Here is a 13501-nt window from a genome sequence, read left to right as displayed (position 1 = left end):
CCAAAACAAAAGTAGAGCCTCATCAGCATGAGACTCATTTCCATGTTTACTTATTCTTCATGGACCGGCCCAACTTAACAATTTCGGCAGCTGGATGGTAGCCATATAATATTAGATCGCGAAGAATAGTTGCACCCATCATGCTGTAAATGGTCCCGTTCCCGCCGAACCCCAATAAAAAATAGGCATTTTTATAAGCAGGGTGCTCGCCTATAAACGGCCGCCCATCAAACGTCGTAGCAAAAACGGCATTATATTCATAATCAATTTTCAATTCCAGGTTAGGAAACAATTCACTTGCTGAATCAACAAGTTTTTTAGATCTCTTCCTTAATTCCGAATTGTCATTTACTGGTTCTGTTTCATTTTCATCCAGTCCTCCCAGTATCAATCTGTGATCGTCACTAATGCGGATATACTGATAAGGTCTTTTCGTTTCCCAGATCAAAGCATTCTCATACCACTTTTCTCCTTCTCCGATCGGGTTCGTCACCACGATCTGGGTACGTGTCAGTGAAATCTTTTTAGTATTTAGATAATTCAATGTTTCAAATCCGGAGGCAAAGATCACTTTATTCGCCTTTATTGTTCCGCCGCTAGTTTCAAACAATAATTTCTTTCCAGTAAGGTCGTATTTAAGTACTTCTGTGTCTTCGTATACTCTTACGTTTTTTTTAGCTGCTTCATGAATGATGGCCTGGCAAAACTTCACTGGATTAAATCTTGCTGCACTTAATGAATAGATTGCTCCCGGCTTGCTGAAGGGAAACTTACTTTGAATTTCAGCCTTGTCCATATAGGTTACCGGAAAACCCAGTTTTGACAAAAGCTCATATTCTGTTTTCAGATTATGCAGGTCCTTGACATTGCTTGCAAAATAAAGGCTATGCTTCCGCTCGAACCCTGTACTCCATTCGACCTGTGAAGTAATCCGAGCAATCTCATCGAGTGCTTTTTGACAGAGTTTATAAAAGTAAATGGCATTTTCCGGACCTATTTCCTTAATCATATCTGATAGCATTTTATCGGACATAAACTGTAAAGAACCAGAGTTCCCGGCCGATACACCATTACCGATTTTGTTTTTCTCTACTACAATCGTATCAATATCATATTCACCTAATAAAAAAGAACATAGTGCTCCTGATTCACCGCCACCTATAATTAAAACCTCACATTCCGCATCTTTTTTCAGTGGCTTATATACTCTTTTTTCAGGACTTATCGATGGCCAATATAACTCACCTTGATAAAGTTTCATATACGGGAATCCTTTCTCCATTCACTTGTTATTCATATCTTCTTACGTGATTCAGATTATTATTCAAAACACAAAAAATCTGATGCGTTTAGGATTTAAATTAAAAAAGTGATCCGGAATTAACCCGGATCACCAGTATTTTATACCCACCCAAAAGCAGTAACAATTTGATTGATGGAAAATGTCACCAATAAAGCGATAAGTGTTGGAATAAGAAATGCCATGAGCGTCCATTTTTTGCTTTTGGTTTCCTTGTATATGTTAACCAGCGTTGTTCCACATGGGTAGTGCAGAAGAGAAAACAGCATTACATTTAATGCAGTTAGCCAGGTCCAACCCTGGTCAAGGAAAATTTGCTTTAAATCAGTTAAGTTATCCACTTCTATCAAAGATCCGGTCGACAAGTATCCCATTAAGAGGATAGGAAGCACTACTTCGTTTGCCGGCAGTCCCAGGATGAATGCCAATAAAATATATCCATCTAATCCCAGGGTTTGTGCGAACGGATCAAGAAAGTTTACGGCATGCATCAGAATGCTGGTATCACCTACCATAATGTTAGCGAATACCCATGTTAAGATTCCGGCAGGTGCAGCTATTTTAACCGCCCTAACCAGCACAGCCCATGATTTGTTTAACGATGCCCTTATTACCGTATCAAAAATTTTAGGACGCCGGTAAGGTGGCAGTTCCAGCGTATAGTGGGTAGGCACTCCTTTTAACGCTGTTTTGGAAAGCACCCAGGAAACAGCAAATGTTACAAAGATACCAAAGACCACTATGCCGACTATTACTGCCGAAGACACTAATGTTTTCATTCCACCAGTTAACCCTGCTGCCATGAACAGAGAGGCTAGAACAATCAATGTGCCCCACCTTCCGTTACATGGCACAAAATTATTAGTTAGGATCGCAAGCATTCGTTCACGAGGTGATTCGATAATTCTGGTTGAAAGAACTGCCGCAGCGTTACAGCCAAAGCCCATCGCCATCGTAAGGGATTGTTTGCCGTGTGCACCTACTTTTTTGAACAATCGGTCCATGTTAAATGCTACACGCGGGAGATATCCATAATTCTCCAGAAGGGCGAATGTCGGGAAGAAAATAGCCATCGGCGGAAGCATAACGCTGATCACCCAGGTCGTTCCCCTGTATAAACCGAGGACAATGACACCATGGAGCCAATCCGGTGCATTTATCGCCTGGAAGCCCATCGTCAAATAGTTTTCAAGCCATCCAAAAAAGCTTGCGAGCATAGAAGAAGGAACGTTTGCCCCTGCGATCGTCAAGTAGAAAATGATGCCGAGCATTGTGAGCATAATCGGAAATCCCCATATCGGTGACGTAAATATAGCATCTAGTTTTTCCGTGCGCTTATCTTCCTTGCTCTTTGAAAATGTTACAGCTCTTTCGCATAGCTGCTGGCTTTTCTGGTAAAGGCTGTGGACGACTTCATCTCTTAATTCAGAAGTTGAAAGACCCTCTGCCCTGGTTAAAAGTTCTCTAAACGATTGGTTTGTGATGCCTCGATTGAGTTCCATTCCTTATCCTCCTTTTGCAGCATGCGTTTTTCAATTTCTCTCAACAAGGAAGTGTCTCCATCAAGTAAACGAAGAGCGATCCAGCGTGCAGGAAATTCGTCCCCAACCAATTTACGTACTTCTGGCTCTATTTGTTCTAGCTTTCTTTCTGTTTCCTCATTGTAAATAAACGGAACAGGTCTGACAGAAATTTCTCCTTTAACCATACGGTCTATTGTATCCAGAAGAATCGAAAACCCGATTTTGTTTCTTGCTGACATCTTAATTACCGGAACGCCAAGTTCTCTCATTAACAGCCCTTCATTTACTACTATCCCTCTTTTTTTGGCTTCATCGATTAAGTTGATGCACACAATAACATTGGGTGTCATCTCCAATACCTGAAGAGCCAGATTTAAATTCCGTTCCAGGGAAGTTGCATCAAGGATTACTAGCGTTACATCAGGTTTCTCAAAAATAATATAATTCCGTGCAACCTCTTCATCTGTAGAATTTGAGAACAACGAATAAGTACCCGGTAAATCAATTAATCGATACTCTTTATCTTTGTGGCGGACTATTCCTTCTGCCATGCTTACTGTTTTTCCTGCCCAGTTTCCTGTATGCTGCTTTAATCCTGTCAGTGCATTAAACAGGGTGCTTTTCCCCGTGTTAGGATTTCCTGCAAGTGCAATCCGATAAGCTTGTTTAGTAGCCATTTTCTATCCGCTCCCCTAATATTCTTGAACTTTCTTCCTTCCTTAGCGCGATCGTTGTTTGGCTAACCCGAAAAGCGATCGGATCTCCTAAAGGACTTTTCTTTAAGACTTCTACCACCGCTCCTGGTACAAATCCAAGATCCAACAGCCTTCTTCTCATAACCCCTTCTAACAAGACTTGATTGATTTTAATAAAATCTCCTTTTTTCCCTTCATACAAAGTCATTTTTTGTCACTCCCACGAATTTTAGGCTTTGTCTAATATTTTTCCTTAAGGCAACTTTTGTTTCATCATATGAATAATTCATGGAATTGTCAACACTTTTTGCACAAAGGAAACTTTCGATAAATTATTTACCATTTTCTTTCATGTAGATATTGAACTTACATGTGAATGTAGTACTTTGTTTTCAAGTAAATAGGAAAGGTAAAAGTGGATTCTAGTCCATTCAAAACAAACTGGTCTTGAATATCTTGTAATAACTGAAAATTGGGGGGTGAAAATTTGCAAGAAGGAATAGTAATTTGGATAACCGGCCTGCCAAACGCTGGGAAAACGACAATTAGTAAGCACGTTGAAAATGAATTAGAAAAAATGGGGTCCCTGGTTGAACGGATAGATAGCGATGAAGTTCCAAAATCTTTAACAAAAGAATTAAGCTCTGATTGGAAAAAAAGACAACAGAAAAAATCTACAAACTTGATATATGTTGCACAGCTTCTATGTAAGCATAATGTCATCGTTTTAATTTCTTCAGTTGGACGCCTGAAAGAAATGCGAGACATAGCTCGCAAATCAATAAATAATTTTGTGGAAGTATATTTAAAATATTCCCTGGAAACAAGGCTTCAAAGAGACATTTTAGAAAAATATAAGCGTTATCCTTCAACTATTTATTACTATGAAGAACCAGACAAACCTGAAATAGTGATAAACACCCACCAGGTATCAACTACAGATGCAGCACAGAAAATCATCCATTTTTTAAAGAATCAGGGATATCTTCATTAAAAAAATTTTCCCTTGCAATTAGCAACTTGAGGTGGACATATCACAGGACATACTCCACTCACATAACTTAATAAGGATTCACAGTTAGTTTGTAGGGGGAATTATAATGCCTATTACAGAAATCATACCGAATAGGCTTTATGCAGGAAGTATATTAGAAGATGGTGACTGGATATTTGTTAATCACAGAATTAACGCAATTTTAAACGTAAGTGATCGACAGTATAAAATACCGATAAACTTTATTAACAGAATCTTATTATACGCACCTATTCTAGATCAACGGAGTCCTGATCTTCATTGGCTCATTACTGTTATAAATACGCTGCAATTGTTATTGACAAACGGATATGTCGTATACGTCCATGATGTTGCAGGTATTAATCGTTTAGGATTTATTCTAACAGCTTATTTTATGAAACTTCAATGTTGGCCACAAAAAGAAGCATTACAATTTGTTAAGAAACTCAAACCTGACTTAGCACCAAAGCCCTGGTATATCAAGCTCTTAAACGATTACGAACGCTATTTATTCTCCGGTAACAAAAGGAAGTGAAACTTTTGCGGGCAGATGTGGATCTAAGTACTAATGTTGTTCGGAAACTATTAGAAAGCAATTATGGAATCTCCGCTGAGTCAATCGAGAAGGTAAGAGCGGTTTATAAAATCAAACAACCCGATTCTGTGTTCCCATCGTTCTGCAAAACCTTCTTGACTCTAACCTGGACGTTTATTTCAAAAGTGAAAAGGTATTCTTCCATCTTTAAAAATTATTAATGTTGAACATCCACTACAATTGCATTTATTGGTTCACCTTCGTTATAGATATCTATTCTCCATTTTCCTTTCTCCGGAAATGTTAATGTAACAGGTATTCGGTAAACCCCCGAATCAGGAATAGCATTATTAACATAAACCTTCTTATAGCTGCTATCTTTATCCCCTCTCTGTGTAACGTGAAGCGTTATTTCATCGTAACCATCCCATAATAATAGGTTCGTCTTGTAAGGGCGCTTTGTATGAATTTGCTTATCATAATTGATCGCTGCTTTCTCTTTCTGGCCGGTATAAAGGTGAATGTCCCCTTCCGGACCTTTCAACTGAAAAATCTGGCTCGCACGCCACGGTTCCTGTGATCGGGCATAGAAATGAGCACTGAATGCCCCTATTGAAACAATCAAAATCATTGAAACAGAAAAATAAAAGCTACGTTTCGTTTTAAAACCGCTCATCACTGCTGAATTTGGAAATTTATAATAAGAAAACAAAAAGAACCCAACGATCCCTAAAACTACCCAACCTATAATCGCATACACGGTATCCCTCCTCTTCAATAATACGAATTGGAAGGGAAATGGTTTCAGCCTCGTTATTGAACTATTTCCTACTTTAACAGAGGTTCTTTCTCGTCAGCAAAAACCGCTTCCTGCGGGATCTTCAGCTCTTGTTTTTCCCGCAGGACAAGGAAGGCTTCGGCAGCGTTACATCGCACGAAGAAAATGTGAATATATTTTCGAGGAGTCGACTGCCCTTCGCTTCAATCAATTGAAGGTTTTCAGTGCCTTCTTTACCCTGAGGGCCAGCTAAGACAACTGGAACCCCGCAGTGTAGAAAGGTGAAGGCGAACGCCAAGGGACGTATGGATTGGACTGAGCCGTATGGATAAAGACTGATAGCCGGGTTTAGTGCGACATTTAATTATTTCATAAACAGAAATTTCTTTAAGGTTATGCTAAACTTGTATAACAGTTTTTAGTTTGGAATCATGACTGGATAATTGTTCTATAATTCCGTCAGCATAATTAAAACTTTACATAAGATAAGCAGGTGGAGAGAATGGATATTAAACATTTGCAATATTTTATAGAAGTTACGAAGTTAAAAAGCTTTAGTAAGGCAGCCGAACATTTATTTATTACACAACCTACCATTAGTAAAATGATTAGAAATCTTGAAGACGAACTTGGGGTCCCTCTCTTCGACCGAACAAAGAAAACAGTAGAATTAACAGATGCCGGCCGAATAATCTTTGATCAGGCAACTGTAATCGACAAAGCTTTCAAGGATTTAAGGTTTCAACTCGATAATCTGCTTGAATTAAAGAAAGGGAGCATTAGAATCGGTTTACCCCCCATGATCGGTTCATTATATTTCCCTGACATTATCGGAAGGTTCCATGAGCATTATCCTGATATCTCAATCCAGCTTGTTGAGTATGGCTCCAAGAGAATCGAGGACGAAATTGATAAAGGGGACTTGGATCTGGGGGTAGTTGTCCTCCCTGTCAACAACAGTGTTTTTCATTCTTTTTCCTTTGAAAAAGAGAACATTCAACTCGTTATCCCATCTTCCCACAGGTTTGCATCTTTAAGCTCAATAGATTTAGAAAGCCTGAAAGATGAAAATTTTATTTTATTCAATGAAGATTTTGCACTCCATAACCGTATCATTTCTTCTTGTGCGATGGCTGGCTTTCAACCCAATATTATCTCTGAAAGTTCCCAATGGGATTTTATCGGGAAGATGGTTTCCTCCAGATTAGGGGTTGCACTGATGCCTGAGAGCATCTGCAAGGACCTAACAAGCGATGTTTCGGTTCTTAATGTAACCAGTCCGTCAATCTATTGGGAACTCGCAATCATCTGGCGAAAAAACAAGTATCTTTCTTATGCTGCAAAAGAATGGCTTACTTTTACCCAGGAGCAACTTAATAAAAAATACAGGCGATAAAACCAGTCTAATCAAGGCTGGTTTATTTTGTTTTTCATTGTTTATAGTTATGGCTGTAAGCATTTTCATAGATAAAAGCTATACAAGATATCGAAATAACTATTTTACTTCTTATCATTAGCGGGTTTACAATCACACCAAAAGGGACGCCTAAATACGTATTTACATTCATTCTTTTAACACGTTTAACCTGTTTTATTAAAATGAACTGTCCACTCTTTTATGGAAGGTGTATAAATATGGAAAATAAAAAAGCTCGCGAAAGCAGAATTGTAAACACTGATCAAGTTTTGGCTTGTGATTTGAATAACTATAATACATTGTTCGGCGGAGTTTTGATGAAAAAAATCGATGGTTGTGCTACTTTATCCGCAAGAAGACACTCAAGAGCAAAAGAATGCGTGACGGCCTCTCTTGATTCGATCGATTTCCTTTGTCCGATTCATCAATCCGATTCTGTTTGCATCGAATCGTTTGTTTCTTATACAGGGAAGAGCTCAATGGAAATCTTTTGTAAAGTTATCGCAGAAGATATGGTTTATGGCGACCGTCGAATTGCGGCCACTGCTTTTTTAACCTTTGTAGCACTTGGGCCGGACAAAAAGCCTATTGAGGTGCCTGGTGTTATACCGGAAACGGATGAAGAAAAAAAGCTGTTTGATACTGGTGCCGAAAGAGCTGAAGTTCGCAGGAACAGAAGAACAAAGAGTAAAGATCTCGCCGACTCTATTACGCTTCAAAAGCCATGGGACCGATAGATATCATAAATACCAATGAAAGGAAGGAGATCAACGATGATCGCATTAACTAGTTTGGACAGTCTTTATGAAACAAAAAAAGCAAGTGAACAAATCCAGGAAAAGTATCCAGAAGCGTATGAAGCGCTATTGCATGTGGTTAACTTGACTCGACAATTGCAGTTCCGCTATCATTACCTTGGCTGCCTGTTATGTGATGAAGACCCGGGAAAACACTCCCCAAAAAATATAAAGCAGTCAGTGATCGAACTGTACATTAGGGAGGTAAATAAGCTTAAAAATCGAGATGATGCCTCAGAAATACTACGACTGTTTATTAAATATAAACCATATGGATACGATAATTTAAGCCAGCTCATTTTAGGCAAATCTCCTGAGTTCCTAAAGTTATGCTAAATATTGAGTTTACGGTGAGGGGCAATACCTGACATGATAGAAATACTACGGGATGATATAAACAAAGATTTCTTCCATGAGCAAGATTTTCTTCGATTCTCTTTTGAATTTAACAGAACGGATTGTGTCTTTTATGCAGGATTTACCGGGGGGCCAGTTTACCAGGGAAAATTGCTCGGTACATTGTTAAATGACAGATACGCCGCATTCAGATATCGTTATATCGATCATCAAAATAAATTAAGATGTGGAAATTGTACTTTTCAGTTCGATATTCTCCAAATTGAAAAGAATGATCCTGGAAAAGAAGTCTCTCAGCATATGGATGAAGCAGAAATAAAGGAAACGTTAATCAACTCACTTAGAAAATATCTTCTTGAAAAGTAGAAAAGAAAAGGTATAAGTTTAAAAGCAACAGCGAACCGATAAGTGATTATCACTTATCGGTTCGCTGTCTGTCATAAGCAATGTTTCCTAAAGTTATATGTTAAAAATAGCAGCTTGATTTTTCATGCTTTGAATAGTTATTTAGCAAATCCGAGGATATTTTTTAAAAACCCCATCCCCGGTTTATGTTTAGGTTCCTCAACTTCTTTTCTAAACCGTTCCTGAACTAACGCGATGAACCTTTCTTCCCTTAAAGCAATTTTCTCTTCTATTAGTTTCCTTTGTTGTTCTGCTTCTGTCCTGTACGAAATTCTTTCTTCTGTAGAAACATTTGCAAGTCTTTCTACTTTTTCAGATATTGATGATAGTTCCATATGGTTCATGCTTGTATGGGCATCTGATGCAGTAGCTATTTCTTCATGGACTATTTCGTGCAATTGATGAACGATATTTTTTTCTAAATCCTTTAGTTTAGTATCGACCTTTAAAAGTTCTTTAACCTCCTTAGACTCGATAAAAGACACCATTTTTGAAAGAGATGAAACGATTTCTTCACTCGAATCGACTGATGTTCTTTCCCCAGTATCTTCCGGGATTTCTATATCTTCATCTGTTATCAAACTTTCTATCAACTCAGGTTTAATCTCAACCGGATTTGATGCAGGCGGATTCATCTGGAGTTCCAATAATTTTATAATCATTTCATCTTCCACTTTATTTTCTTTCATTTCTTTAATCTTTTTAACCGTTTCAATATCTGCCTTTGTATAATTTCTTGAGTTATTTCGATCTCTTGGGATTTCAAAAAAAGCTGAGAATTGCTTTTCCCATGTCTTTAAAAGGTGGGGGGACACCCTGGTTATTGAAGATGCTCTTGAGATGGTGATCTTATCCCTACTCATAAAAAATTCCTCCCAGATGGTTTTTTTAAAATATTCCATCTGTACCTATTCCTTTTCCTGCCTTGTGACAAAGGTTCCAAAAACTAGTCAGAAAATGTTAAAAAGCGGTATGTTATGAGAAATATCTCTTTTAAATTTTCATTTATTAGCTTTTTCTTAAGCATTGCTGCTGAAAATGAGTTAATAATGCTATAAAACGACAAAACAACAAGATTTATTTCCTCGTTTTTTTACTTCAACCCCTTTTTAATCTCAGTTTTTTCATAAAGTCTTGATTCAACAATATATTAACCAAAAGATTAGGTGTGGCTTCTTATTACTCGGTTGTAATAGTTGTTGTTTACTTGATCCTTTCAAAGCTGACTCTTGTGAAAGGTTTAAAGCCTCTTATTACAGATAGTCCTACGGTTTTAGTTAGAGGAGGAGACATAGACGAAGAAGGATTGCGCAAAGTGCATCTATCACTTGAACAGCTTCTGGGAATCTTGAGGCATAAAGGATATACGAATGTATCAGACCTTGAAATCGTTGTGATGGAGGAAAACGGAAGCATCAGTGCTATACCAAAATCAGACAAGCGGCCACTTCAGCCGAGTGATTTGTATATGTCTCCTTCCCCAGCCTTTATTCCTATCCCTTTAATAATGGATGGCCATATTGTTCACCATAATTTAAAATACCTTGAAAAAGACGAAGTATGGTTATATGACCAGATGAAATCATATAGTTTGGATCGGGATCAGCTACATCAGGTTACGCTGGGAACTTTTAACCAAAAGGGTTTCCTGGAAATCGACACTAACAATCCCTCGGATCACCGTCAAGGAATGTACAATTATAAGCCAGGGGATGAAAATTAACTATACTGGCGATAGAATTCTTATTACATCCATCCTTTTTTTTGTGTTTGGAGTGTTTAACAACAATGAATAAAAAAGCGCCCAATCTACATATTGACTGGACGCTTCTGCATTCGTTCATCAAAGCTTGTTATTCAATGCTGTTTCTAGCCTTTCCAGTCCTTCTTTTAATAATGAACGCGGACAGGCAATATTGATTCTTTCAAATCCTTCTCCTTCTTTACCAAAAATGTATCCTTCATCAAGTGCCAACTTAGCTTCGTCCTGCATAAATGTTTCTAATTCTTTGTGAGAGAAACCAAGTTTCCGGAAATCCAGCCATACCAGGTACGTACCCTCGGGTTCAATTACCTTTATATCAGGAAGCTTTTCCTCTATAAAAGATTTTAGAAAATCTAAATTCCCCTGAAGGTAATCCATAAGGTTATCAAGCCATTCTTCCCCTTCGTTATAAGCAGCCTCAACTGCTACAAGCCCAAATGGATTTGGGGCAAAAAAACCGATCTTGCCAAGGTATTCATTAAACTTTTCCCGTTTCTCTTCATCTGGAATTATAATTGTAGACAGCTGCATACCAGCAAGATTAAATGTTTTGCTCGGAGCAATACACGTAATTGCCTTTTGCTCGACTTCCTTTGATAGAGTGGAAATAACAGTATGTGTGACTCCTTTATAAATAAGATCAAAATGAATGTCATCTGAGATAAGAAGTACATCATGGGTTAAACAAAGATTTGCAAGCCTCTCGAGTTCCTTTTTTGTCCAAACCCTTCCTACAGGATTATGGGGATTGCATAACAACATCATTTTTAAACCCGGATCGCTAAGCTTCTCATTTAGATCGTCAAAGTCCATTTCATAGCTGATACCATTAAAAACTAACGGACTGTCTACAAGCTGTCTATTATTTTTCTTTATCATATCTCCAAACGGATAGTATACAGGGCTTTGGATAAGTACTCCATCTTCAGGAGACGTATATGTATTAATAGCTGCTGATAAAGCAGGAACCACACCTGGTGTAAAAACAATCCAGTCGGTGTCGATATTCCAATCATGTCGTTTTCGAAGCCAATTCTGAATTGATTCTTTTGTTTCCTGTGTCGGCATCGAATAACCAAAAATTCCATGTTCCACACGTTTCTTCAGTGCATTAATAACCGGTTCAGGAGCCTTAAAATCCATGTCTGCTACCCACATTGGCAGCAACCCTTCTTTTTCAAATATCGCTTCGGTATGGTCCCACTTTACGGAATGGGTATTAAATCGATCGATTTCCTGGCCAAATTGTATCATAAACCAATACACCTCACAGTTTTTCAATCTTGGACTTCAATAGCAAATTAATTCTCTAGTCTAAGATTACCGTTCTAGACAGGAATGTTCAATTAATCTACTCAGGAAGAAAAAAAGAAACCAATTGAGGATTGCAAACTCTTTTGCTTTTTAACGCTTAAAAATGAGGGGAGGGGATCGAGGCTAGCCGCTTCGGTTTCGAATGCTCGCGCTGTGCCTCTTTTGGCCGCAAAGAATGCTCATTGTGGGCCGCAGGCGCCTTCATTTTCACACTGTGGCGTTTTTTATTCAGAGGAACCTGGAAAAAGGCATTAACCCCGGAAAGTGAATATCTGGAAAGGAAATCAATGTTACTACAACCTCACAGTTTTGAGAAGATATGCAAAACAACTATCTTAAAAGAGCTTAAATAAAAAAAGAACTCTTTTTATGAGTTCTTCTTAAGTATGACCCGTACGGGATTCGAACCCGTGTTACCGCCGTGAAAGGGCGGTGTCTTAACCACTTGACCAACGGGCCAGATTTATATGGCTCCACAGGTAGGACTCGAACCTACGACCGATCGGTTAACAGCCGATTGCTCTACCACTGAGCTACTGTGGACTAATGGCGGTCCCGACCGGATTTGAACCGGCGATCTCCTGCGTGACAGGCAGGCATGTTGACCCCTACACCACGGGACCAGATATGGCGGAGGAAGAGGGATTCGAACCCCCGCGGGCCGTTAAGCCCCTGTCGGTTTTCAAGACCGATCCCTTCAGCCGGACTTGGGTATTCCTCCGTTTGATTGGTGGAGCCTAGCGGGATCGAACCGCTGACCTCCTGCGTGCAAAGCAGGCGCTCTCCCAGCTGAGCTAAGGCCCCAAATTTTATTGAAATGGCGCGCCCGAGAGGAGTCGAACCCCTAACCTTCTGATCCGTAGTCAGACGCTCTATCCAATTGAGCTACGGGCGCACTTTTTTTGTTTATTTTTTATGGTGCGGGTGAAGGGACTTGAACCCCCACGTCGTAAAGACACTAGATCCTAAGTCTAGCGCGTCTGCCAATTCCGCCACACCCGCAAGATGTGTAAAGTTGGTGCCGGCCAGAGGACTTGAACCCCCAACCTACTGATTACAAGTCAGTTGCTCTACCAATTGAGCTAGGCCGGCGAAGTATTATGAAGTTAAATCATTTTTGTTGTCTCTTCCTCTACAAGCTTAAGTTTGTAGCTATCTGCGTCAAGACAAGTCGCAGATTAATCGGTGCGGTTATGCTCCTTGCTCTACCAATTGAGCTAGGCCGGCGAAGTATTATGAAGTTAAATCATTTTTGTTGTCTCTTCCTCTACAAGCTTAACTTTGTAGCTATCTGCGTCAAGACAAGTCGCAGATTAATCGGTGCGGTTATGCTCCTTGCTCTACCAATTGAGCTAAGCCGGCGAAGTATTATGAAGTTAAATCAATAACGGGCATTTCATAAAAATGGTGGAGGATGACGGGCTCGAACCGCCGACCCTCTGCTTGTAAGGCAGATGCTCTCCCAGCTGAGCTAATCCTCCACTATCTAAGCCCGGCGATGTCCTACTCTTACAGGGGGAGATCCCCCAATTACCATCGGCGCTGAAGAGCTTAACTTCCGTGTTCGGCATGGGAACGGGTGTGGCCTCTTCGCCATCAT

14 protein-coding genes, 9 tRNA genes and 1 rRNA gene are annotated in these 13501 nt (G+C 39.4%); 7 read left to right on the top strand and 17 right to left on the bottom strand.

Features of this window, described 5'->3' with window-relative positions:
• Nucleotides 1-46: 46 nt before the first annotated feature.
• The 4 genes from FCL54_RS21660 to FCL54_RS21645 form a co-directional block, all read right to left on the bottom strand.
• Nucleotides 47-1261: an NAD(P)/FAD-dependent oxidoreductase gene (locus tag FCL54_RS21660; protein ID WP_171016965.1), complete on the bottom strand. Its 1215-nt coding sequence runs from the start codon at nucleotides 1259-1261 to the stop codon at nucleotides 47-49.
• A 140-nt stretch (nucleotides 1262-1401) separates the two neighbouring features.
• The gene (locus FCL54_RS21655) at nucleotides 1402-2802 is read right to left on the bottom strand and encodes a nucleoside recognition domain-containing protein (protein ID WP_138129268.1); all 1401 of its coding nucleotides are present in this window, start codon (nucleotides 2800-2802) and stop codon (nucleotides 1402-1404) included.
• On the bottom strand, nucleotides 2754-3500 hold the full coding sequence (locus tag FCL54_RS21650) for a FeoB small GTPase domain-containing protein (protein ID WP_138129267.1): 747 nt from the start codon (nucleotides 3498-3500) through the stop codon (nucleotides 2754-2756). Before FCL54_RS21650 ends, FCL54_RS21655 begins: the two co-directional genes overlap by 49 nt.
• Nucleotides 3490-3726, bottom strand: coding sequence for a FeoA family protein (locus tag FCL54_RS21645; protein ID WP_138129266.1), 237 nt, complete (start codon nucleotides 3724-3726; stop codon nucleotides 3490-3492). Before FCL54_RS21645 ends, FCL54_RS21650 begins: the two co-directional genes overlap by 11 nt.
• 279 nt (nucleotides 3727-4005) lie before the next feature.
• On the opposite strand from FCL54_RS21645, the gene FCL54_RS21640 reads away from it, so the two are divergent.
• Both FCL54_RS21640 and FCL54_RS21635 read left to right on the top strand, forming a co-directional pair.
• Complete coding sequence (locus FCL54_RS21640; RefSeq protein WP_171016964.1) at nucleotides 4006-4512, top strand: adenylyl-sulfate kinase; 507 nt, start codon at nucleotides 4006-4008, stop codon at nucleotides 4510-4512.
• Between the two features lie 106 nt (nucleotides 4513-4618).
• The gene (locus FCL54_RS21635; RefSeq protein ID WP_138129264.1) at nucleotides 4619-5068 is read left to right on the top strand and encodes a protein-tyrosine phosphatase family protein; all 450 of its coding nucleotides are present in this window, start codon (nucleotides 4619-4621) and stop codon (nucleotides 5066-5068) included.
• 217 nt (nucleotides 5069-5285) lie between these two features.
• Here the strand turns inward: FCL54_RS21635 and FCL54_RS21630 are convergent, their stop codons facing one another.
• On the bottom strand, nucleotides 5286-5828 hold the full coding sequence (locus FCL54_RS21630; protein WP_138129263.1) for a hypothetical protein: 543 nt from the start codon (nucleotides 5826-5828) through the stop codon (nucleotides 5286-5288).
• Nucleotides 5829-6348: 520 nt separating this feature from the next.
• Here FCL54_RS21630 and cidR point away from each other — a divergent pair.
• The 4 genes from cidR to FCL54_RS21610 all read left to right on the top strand — a co-directional run bounded on the left by cidR (nucleotide 6349) and on the right by FCL54_RS21610 (nucleotide 8783).
• The gene (gene cidR / locus FCL54_RS21625) at nucleotides 6349-7242 is read left to right on the top strand and encodes a cidABC operon transcriptional activator CidR (RefSeq protein ID WP_138129262.1); all 894 of its coding nucleotides are present in this window, start codon (nucleotides 6349-6351) and stop codon (nucleotides 7240-7242) included.
• A gap of 239 nt (nucleotides 7243-7481) precedes the next feature.
• A complete protein-coding gene (locus FCL54_RS21620) occupies nucleotides 7482-8000 on the top strand; it encodes an acyl-CoA thioesterase (protein WP_138129261.1) in 519 nt (172 codons plus the stop codon).
• A gap of 36 nt (nucleotides 8001-8036) precedes the next feature.
• The gene (locus FCL54_RS21615; RefSeq protein WP_138129260.1) at nucleotides 8037-8396 is read left to right on the top strand and encodes a hypothetical protein; all 360 of its coding nucleotides are present in this window, start codon (nucleotides 8037-8039) and stop codon (nucleotides 8394-8396) included.
• A gap of 33 nt (nucleotides 8397-8429) precedes the next feature.
• Nucleotides 8430-8783, top strand: a complete 354-nt coding sequence (locus FCL54_RS21610; protein WP_138129259.1) for an avidin-fold protein — start codon at nucleotides 8430-8432, stop codon at nucleotides 8781-8783.
• 137 nt (nucleotides 8784-8920) lie between these two features.
• On the opposite strand, the gene FCL54_RS21605 is transcribed toward FCL54_RS21610, so the two are convergent.
• Nucleotides 8921-9685 carry a MerR family transcriptional regulator gene (locus FCL54_RS21605; protein WP_171016963.1) on the bottom strand — a complete coding sequence of 255 codons (765 nt, stop codon included), beginning with the start codon at nucleotides 9683-9685 and terminating at the stop codon, nucleotides 8921-8923.
• A gap of 305 nt (nucleotides 9686-9990) precedes the next feature.
• Between FCL54_RS21605 and FCL54_RS21600 the strand changes: the two genes are divergently transcribed.
• Nucleotides 9991-10545 carry a DUF421 domain-containing protein gene (locus FCL54_RS21600; RefSeq protein ID WP_171016962.1) on the top strand — a complete coding sequence of 185 codons (555 nt, stop codon included), beginning with the start codon at nucleotides 9991-9993 and terminating at the stop codon, nucleotides 10543-10545.
• A gap of 120 nt (nucleotides 10546-10665) precedes the next feature.
• On the opposite strand, the gene FCL54_RS21595 is transcribed toward FCL54_RS21600, so the two are convergent.
• The 11 genes from FCL54_RS21595 to rrf all read right to left on the bottom strand — a co-directional run.
• Nucleotides 10666-11841: a MalY/PatB family protein gene (locus FCL54_RS21595; protein WP_138129256.1), complete on the bottom strand. Its 1176-nt coding sequence runs from the start codon at nucleotides 11839-11841 to the stop codon at nucleotides 10666-10668.
• A gap of 447 nt (nucleotides 11842-12288) precedes the next feature.
• Nucleotides 12289-12360 (bottom strand) — tRNA-Glu (locus FCL54_RS21590).
• Between the two features lie 9 nt (nucleotides 12361-12369).
• Nucleotides 12370-12444, bottom strand: a tRNA-Asn gene (locus tag FCL54_RS21585).
• 4 nt (nucleotides 12445-12448) lie between these two features.
• Nucleotides 12449-12524, bottom strand: a tRNA-Asp gene (locus tag FCL54_RS21580).
• 5 nt (nucleotides 12525-12529) lie between these two features.
• A tRNA-Ser gene (locus FCL54_RS21575) sits at nucleotides 12530-12622 on the bottom strand.
• Between the two features lie 7 nt (nucleotides 12623-12629).
• Nucleotides 12630-12705, bottom strand: a tRNA-Ala gene (locus FCL54_RS21570).
• A 14-nt stretch (nucleotides 12706-12719) separates the two neighbouring features.
• Nucleotides 12720-12796: transfer RNA gene (locus FCL54_RS21565), tRNA-Arg, on the bottom strand.
• Nucleotides 12797-12817: 21 nt separating this feature from the next.
• Nucleotides 12818-12903: transfer RNA gene (locus FCL54_RS21560), tRNA-Leu, on the bottom strand.
• A gap of 14 nt (nucleotides 12904-12917) precedes the next feature.
• A tRNA-Thr gene (locus FCL54_RS21555) sits at nucleotides 12918-12993 on the bottom strand.
• Nucleotides 12994-13306: 313 nt separating this feature from the next.
• Nucleotides 13307-13382, bottom strand: a tRNA-Val gene (locus tag FCL54_RS21550).
• Nucleotides 13383-13391: 9 nt separating this feature from the next.
• Nucleotides 13392-13501: ribosomal RNA gene (gene rrf / locus FCL54_RS21545) — 5S ribosomal RNA — on the bottom strand; the annotation flags it as partial.

Origin of the sequence: Exobacillus caeni (assembly GCF_005747095.1) — a bacterium.
In the GTDB taxonomy this organism is placed as follows: Bacteria; Bacillota; Bacilli; order Bacillales; family Guptibacillaceae; genus Exobacillus; species Exobacillus caeni.
This window is presented reverse-complemented; position numbering and strand designations above follow the sequence as displayed.

Excerpts from the sequence above, each read along its gene's own strand:
- FCL54_RS21660 (WP_171016965.1), bottom strand. The coding sequence starts at position 1,261 with ATGAAACTTTATCAAGGTGAGTTATATTGGCCATCGATAAGTCCTGAA.
- FCL54_RS21655 (WP_138129268.1), bottom strand. The coding sequence starts at position 2,802 with ATGGAACTCAATCGAGGCATCACAAACCAATCGTTTAGAGAACTTTTA.
- FCL54_RS21650 (WP_138129267.1), bottom strand. The coding sequence starts at position 3,500 with ATGGCTACTAAACAAGCTTATCGGATTGCACTTGCAGGAAATCCTAAC.
- FCL54_RS21645 (WP_138129266.1), bottom strand. The coding sequence starts at position 3,726 with ATGACTTTGTATGAAGGGAAAAAAGGAGATTTTATTAAAATCAATCAA.
- FCL54_RS21635 (WP_138129264.1), top strand. The coding sequence starts at position 4,619 with ATGCCTATTACAGAAATCATACCGAATAGGCTTTATGCAGGAAGTATA.
- cidR (WP_138129262.1), top strand. The coding sequence starts at position 6,349 with ATGGATATTAAACATTTGCAATATTTTATAGAAGTTACGAAGTTAAAA.
- FCL54_RS21620 (WP_138129261.1), top strand. The coding sequence starts at position 7,482 with ATGGAAAATAAAAAAGCTCGCGAAAGCAGAATTGTAAACACTGATCAA.
- FCL54_RS21615 (WP_138129260.1), top strand. The coding sequence starts at position 8,037 with ATGATCGCATTAACTAGTTTGGACAGTCTTTATGAAACAAAAAAAGCA.
- FCL54_RS21610 (WP_138129259.1), top strand. The coding sequence starts at position 8,430 with ATGATAGAAATACTACGGGATGATATAAACAAAGATTTCTTCCATGAG.
- FCL54_RS21605 (WP_171016963.1), bottom strand. The coding sequence starts at position 9,685 with ATGAGTAGGGATAAGATCACCATCTCAAGAGCATCTTCAATAACCAGG.
- FCL54_RS21595 (WP_138129256.1), bottom strand. The coding sequence starts at position 11,841 with ATGATACAATTTGGCCAGGAAATCGATCGATTTAATACCCATTCCGTA.